This window comes from Streptomyces sp. H27-H1, from assembly GCF_026627445.1.
Taxonomy (GTDB): Bacteria; Actinomycetota; Actinomycetes; order Streptomycetales; family Streptomycetaceae; genus Streptomyces.
In genome coordinates, this window is the sequence record NZ_JAPNLJ010000107.1 from 1 (window position 1) to 5,622 (window position 5,622).

The 5,622-nt window shown below is 64.0% G+C and carries 6 protein-coding genes and 1 pseudogene; 2 read left to right on the forward strand and 5 right to left on the reverse strand.

The window, feature by feature from the left end:
- The 5 genes and pseudogenes from OTB20_RS41615 to OTB20_RS41630 form a co-directional block, all read right to left on the reverse strand.
- Positions 1 to 1,021 (reverse strand): IS3 family transposase (locus OTB20_RS41615; RefSeq protein ID WP_267825108.1); only part of this gene is annotated, 1,021 nt, incomplete at its 3' end.
- A gap of 57 nt (positions 1,022 to 1,078) precedes the next feature.
- Positions 1,079 to 1,887, reverse strand: a protein-coding gene (locus tag OTB20_RS41620) for an IS5 family transposase (RefSeq protein WP_420716371.1) whose coding sequence is annotated in 2 segments (ribosomal slippage) — positions 1,079 to 1,539 and positions 1,539 to 1,887 — 810 coding nt in all. Because the reading frame shifts where the segments join, the coding sequence is not laid out codon by codon here.
- Between the two features lie 102 nt (positions 1,888 to 1,989).
- Positions 1,990 to 2,151, reverse strand: coding sequence for a transposase (locus tag OTB20_RS43080; protein ID WP_420716617.1), 162 nt, complete (start codon positions 2,149 to 2,151; stop codon positions 1,990 to 1,992).
- Between the two features lie 78 nt (positions 2,152 to 2,229).
- Positions 2,230 to 2,979, reverse strand: a pseudogene (locus tag OTB20_RS41625) (transposase family protein).
- Between the two features lie 265 nt (positions 2,980 to 3,244).
- Complete coding sequence (locus tag OTB20_RS41630; protein ID WP_267825104.1) at positions 3,245 to 4,696, reverse strand: hypothetical protein; 1,452 nt, start codon at positions 4,694 to 4,696, stop codon at positions 3,245 to 3,247.
- A gap of 246 nt (positions 4,697 to 4,942) precedes the next feature.
- Here OTB20_RS41630 and OTB20_RS41635 point away from each other — a divergent pair, with 246 nt between their 5' ends.
- Positions 4,943 to 5,254 carry a transposase gene (locus OTB20_RS41635; protein WP_267825105.1) on the forward strand — a complete coding sequence of 104 codons (312 nt, stop codon included), beginning with the start codon at positions 4,943 to 4,945 and terminating at the stop codon, positions 5,252 to 5,254.
- A 2-nt stretch (positions 5,255 to 5,256) separates the two neighbouring features.
- A complete protein-coding gene (locus OTB20_RS41640) occupies positions 5,257 to 5,499 on the forward strand; it encodes a hypothetical protein (RefSeq protein ID WP_267825107.1) in 243 nt (80 codons plus the stop codon).
- Positions 5,500 to 5,622: the final 123 nt, after the last annotated feature.

The window sequence follows — 5,622 nt, forward strand, 5'->3', positions numbered from 1 at the left end:
CGACCGGCCATGACACACCAACAGCCACCGCGGCCTCTACCGTCGTCACTCCCGACGCGATCCGCCGCCCACTGCCGCCGCGCTCCCGCAGGCGCCTCCGGCACCCTCTGACTCTGGTCTCGTCCCACCACGCACCTCCTTGATCAAGGTGTTGCGACGACCGGTTGAATCCGCCCTGCGAGCCGTGATCGGTGTGGAAAATCGCCCCGCGCAGTCCGTCGGCGCCCCGGGCGGCGGCCGCGGCTTTGAGGGCGTCGGTGACCAGCGAGATGCGCATGTGGTCGGCGATCGACCAGCCCGCCAGCCGTTTCGAGCGGAGGTCCAACACCGTTGCCAGGTACAAGAATTGACCGCCTCCGATCGGGAGATAGGTGATGTCGCCGACGTACTTGGCGTTCGGCGCGTTCGCGGTGAAGTCGCGTCGCAGTAGGTCCGGAACCGGTATCGCCGATGGCTCGGGGACGGTGGTGCGGACCTTCTTGCACAGGTGGAAACCGACGATGCCCCAGGCACGCATGACCCGGGCGACGCGCTTGTGGTTGACCAGAACACCGTTGCCCCGTAGCTCAGCGGTGACGCGCGGGGCCCCGTAGCTACCATCCGACTCCTGGTGGATCACGGTGATCCGATCCGCCAGCTCGGCGTCCGCCCGGACCCGGCCGGACCGCGCGTCCGCGCCGGCCACCCACCGGTAGAACCCGGAGCGAGAGAGCGCAAGTATCCGACACAGCCGCTTGACGCCGGAGGCGCCACGATGATCATCGACGAACTGGAAGCGGCTGCTCACCAGCTGGTCTCGCCCGCAAAATACTTCGCGGCCCTCCGCAGTCTCCCGCTCGAGCTCGAGCTCCTTCACCCTCGCCCGGAGCTGCCGGTTCTCATTCTCGATCGTGCTCGCCTCGCTGGCGCCGGGCCGCGCGGCCTGCTCGGCATCCCGAACCCAGACGCGCAGCGTCTCGTGGTTGATGCCCAGGTCCTTGGCCACCGATGCGTAGCTGCCACCAGGCGTGGCCCGGTACAGCGCGACGGCATCGGCCCGGAACTCAAGGCTGTACTTCGACGTCCCTAAGAAGTCATCTCATTTGGCGAGTCTGCGGTAGCAGATGAGGGTGCAGGCGATGCTGGTGAAGGCGAGAAAGTGTTCGGCCTTGCGTTCGTAGCGGCGGTGGAGTCGGCGGCAGCCGGCGAGCCAGGCCATGGTGCGTTCGACGGTCCAGCGGTGCCGGCCCAGGGTTTGGGAGGATTCGATGCCGCGGCGGGCTATGCGGTGGGTGATGCCGCGTCCGCGTAACCATCGACGCAGGTGAGCGTAGTCGTAGCCCTTGTCGGCGTGGAGCTTGCCGGGGCGCCGTCGGCGGGGTCCTCGTCGGGATCGGATCGGTGGGATGCCTCGCACGAGTGGTTCGAGACCGAGGCTGTCGTGCATGTTCGCGCCGGAGATACCGACGGAGAGGGGCAGACCGGTCCGTTCGGTAATCAAGTGGATCTTTGATCCGTACTTGCCCCGATCCACAGGATTCGGACCTGTCAGATCCCCCTTTTCAGGGCCCTCATGTTCACCGAGTCGATAGCGCAACGCGACCAGTCCAGTTCGCCGCGGGCACCGAGTTCATCCAGGACCAGGCGGTGGAGTTTGGCCCACACCCGGGCCTTTGACCACTCGGAAAAGCGCCGATGGGCGGTTGCTCCGGAGGGTCCGAACGACGCTGTGGGCAGCTGCTGCCAGGTGCAACCCGAGGTGGCGACGAACACGATCGCCGCGAGCACCTCCCGATCTCCGTGCCGACGCCGGCCACCGCCCTGAGGCCGCGACGGCGGCTCAGGCACCACCCGCTGGAACAGACACCACAACTCATCCGGCACCAGCCGCTCAACGATCCCCACCATGACCGACAGCCTACCCAACCAGCCAAATGAGATGACTTCTAATGGGAACTCCTGTTCCTCGGATCTTCACGATCCAATGATCAGGGTGTCCACGATCAAGGGTCAGGCCCCGTCACTGCCCGCCTGGACAGCGGCTGGCGGCGAGGAGTGGGCGCCTGGGCGATGGCCATCGGCGGCCCGGATCCAGTTCCGCAGCGTCTCGGTGTTCACCCCGAGATCACCAGCGACCGACCTGATCGTTGCTCCTGGCCTCGACCGGTACAACGACTCCGTTCTCCTGGACCATCAAGATCCAAGTGTCTCCGGTGTCCAAAATCCGGGGTCAAGGAGCCTTTTCCAACCTCAGGTTGAGGCGTGGTGAAGGACGACGACGGCCTTCACGATGTCGGTGATCCGGTTGGCGCTGCAGCGGAGCTTCCGCAGAAGCCGCCAGCCCTTCAGAGTGGCCAGCCTGTTCGCCGAGACAGCGGATCTTGGCGTGGGTGCTGTTGTGTCGCCGCTTCCAGTGATTGAGTCGACGGCCCCTGAACGGCACCCGGACGGGGCGCCCGGCGCCCTGGTAAGCCTTGTCCGCCCAGCACTCACGTGGGCCTCGGCGAGCGCCTCGATGATGCCGTGGCGCCGGGCGGCGGTCAGGTCACGGGTCGAGCCGGGCAATGCCGGCGAGACCCGCAGCAGTCGGCCGAACGGGTCGGTGAGGACCTGGATGTTCATGCCGTGGCGTTTCTGTCTCCCGGAGTAGTACGGGGTGTCGGCGGCGATCCGGTCGATCGGCAGCAGGGCGCCGTCCAGGATCACGAAGGCTTTCGCTCGCACGGGCTTCATTGCCTCGGTCAGGGTCGGCGCGGCGGCGGCCAGGACGTCGATCACCTCACGTATGTATCGGTACACGGTCGCGACGGCGATGCCGAACCCGGCGGCGAGCCGCGCGTAGGTGTCCCCGCACCGCAGGTGGGCGAGGGCGAGCAGGGCCTGACGGCCGACAGGCAGCCGTCGCCACCGGGTCCCGATCTCTCGCTGCCGGGCACGGAACCGCGTGGTCAGGTAGCGCAGGGTGCCGCTGGACCGATCGATCGACGAGGGGTAGAGCACGCGAAGCTCCTGGCGGACACGGGTGATCTTGGTCGAGAACCCGTCTACCAGGAGCTTCGTCGTTCCGTACAGCTGGCAACCTCCACCACCTCACCGCCGCAGTCAGGTTGGAAAAGGCTCACAGCCACACGCAGTGCGAAATGTTCTCGACCGGGTAGCGGTGGTTCCGGTACGACGGCCTGGCGGACGACACGATCGGGCCCCTCTCCGGACACAACAACCCCAAGATCATCCCACCCACCACCGACCACGCGACAACACCCCGTCAGCTCCTCTTCGCCCCGCGCAGATTCGCCTGCACTCCCCCAATGGTCTTGTCCCAGCGGAGGTTCGGGGCGGCCTCGGCAAGTGCCTCCCCCACGACGTGCATGAGTATCCCACGCGCCCCCGACGTCCACCAGAACTTGATCTGGCCGTTAGTAATTACGAACACCAACTCGGCCAGGAGGTCTACGCTGTCGGCAGCACCCTTGGCGAGTTCCTGGACGTGGTTTCGGTATTCTTCCCCGAAGAAGACATCGTGGTTCACAATGAAACAGGTCTCGGCTTCCATCTGCTTGAGTTTGCCGATGTTGGCCTTGTTCCGCTGCACGATCAGGTGCCGCGACTTCGCCGTGACAGCCTTGATTTTATGGCCGGATTCGAAAGAAATGCCGAGACCTCTGAGGACCTTCCAGCAAGAACTACACGGTGCTGCAGGGGTGGAACTACTCACGATCCGTGCGTAGCTGGCGGCGCCGACCTTGGCAAAGTGAGCCTTCGCGGCATCCAGGTCAGAGATTCCGTGCGCACTGAGATACCTGTTGAGGATCACCATCTCGGCGCACTTTCCGTGGCCCCTCGACCGGTCTCCCGAATCAATTTCACCAAGCAGCTTGGTCACGACCGGATTGACGATACCTCCGACGTTGCTCGGCTCACTACCGGAAATGTACGCTTCGCCGCCGATAATCATGGCCGAACCCATGATCGGACGTTTCTTCTTCTGGATGAACCCGTTCGCCTCGACCGCTTGTGAACCGAGGTCCTGCAGAGCCTGGAATTCATCGAATGCGGGATAGCCGTCCTTACCAAAAGAAAAGGGGACAGTGCGCGAATTGAAGAGATATCCTTGGGCTGTCGGATTGGAAGCCGCATCGAGCGCGGCCGCAGCATTGTCATAGGTGTGCTGGTAGTTGGCGACCTTCTTTGCATAGAAGGTGGCATCCGCTTTCGGGTCAGCCAGTTTCTGCTTTGTATTGTGGAGCAGATTCCTTGTACTCTTCAGCACAGATTCCTGCTGCGCAACCAGCTCCCGCTCATCGGTCACGTGGGGCTGGCTGGTTGCGTCACTGCCATATCCGGCTACCCTGAGCGGGGTGCTGAAGTACGAGACAAGCTGACCCTGGCGGGAAATAATGTCACACGAAGCGCGACCTTCAGGAAATGGATCCATCTCCAGCGCGAAAAAACATGCGGAAAGCGCCAAATAATCCGGCTCGCAGCTGTCGGGGTTCTCCGGGAAGGAAACCGAACTCCCATCCCGACGGGATCCAGAGAATCCACTCTTGTCCAGGGAGAGATTGACATCGAGGCTATTGGTGTCTCGAACGTACCAGGCCGCGTTGTGGTAGAAAACGTACTCAACGAGCACGCCGTTCGTCGTGCTGACTTGGTTGATCACGTCGGCACCACGGAGGCTCATTGCCATCACGGTGTCTTCTATCGGGGTCGCCATGAAACGGCTCCTATATAGGTCGGGGGCTCCATACTCACCTGCTGGAATCGAAGCCACCCTCCCCATCGGGAATCCTTCCGGGAACCAACAGAGCTCGTGCGGGCACTGTCATGTTGTTGGGGGTGTGATCGTCTGAGGGCTGGAAGGGCCGTCGGTGGTCGGTCGTTCAGGCCGTGGCGGGTGTGCCGGTGAACCGTTCTGACTTCTCTGCCGCTCAGTTGTGAGACAGCAGAGAGGATGGGACACATGCCCAAGAAGATTGACGCAGCCCTTCGTAGCCAGGCCGTGAGGCTGGTGACAGAGCACCGTTCGGAGTACTCCTCCGAGCGTGCACTGCACATCCAGGTCGCCGACTCGCTCGGTGTCTCCCGGGAGTCCGTGCGGCGCTGGGTAACGCAGTACGAGGTCGACGCGGGCCAGGTCGCGGGCGTGAGCACGGGCGAGCGCGAGGAACTGCGCAGGCTGCGGGCGGAGAACAAGCGGCTACGTGAGGTCAACGAGGTGCTGAAGTCCGCGACGATTTTCTTCGCGGGGGAACTCGACCCCCGAAACCGCTGATCGTGGCATTCGTCGACCAGATGAAGGCCGTCGGTCACGCCGTCGAGTCGATCCTCACCGCGCTGAACACCGCGGGACTGAAGATCGCGGCACGAACCTTGCGTGCCTGGTGCGCCCCGGCAACAGGCGGGAACGAGCCCGCAGCCCGGACCGTGAGTGACGCCCTGGTCGAGGACGCCGTCCGGTCACTGGCCTTCACGACCAACGCGACCGGACAGCGTGTGCTGGCCCCGGAAGGGCTCTAGGTTCTGTTTCCTGGATCTCCTGACGTGATCATGCTTGTGAGGCCAGGCTGGTTGGCGTGGTTGGTCGAGGGGATCTGACGAATGCGGAGTGGGGGCGGCTGGAGCCGCTCCTGCCGCGCTGTG

Excerpts from the sequence above, each read along its gene's own strand:
- OTB20_RS41635 (WP_267825105.1), top strand. The coding sequence starts at position 4,943 with ATGCCCAAGAAGATTGACGCAGCCCTTCGTAGCCAGGCCGTGAGGCTG.
- OTB20_RS41630 (WP_267825104.1), bottom strand. The coding sequence starts at position 4,696 with ATGGCGACCCCGATAGAAGACACCGTGATGGCAATGAGCCTCCGTGGT.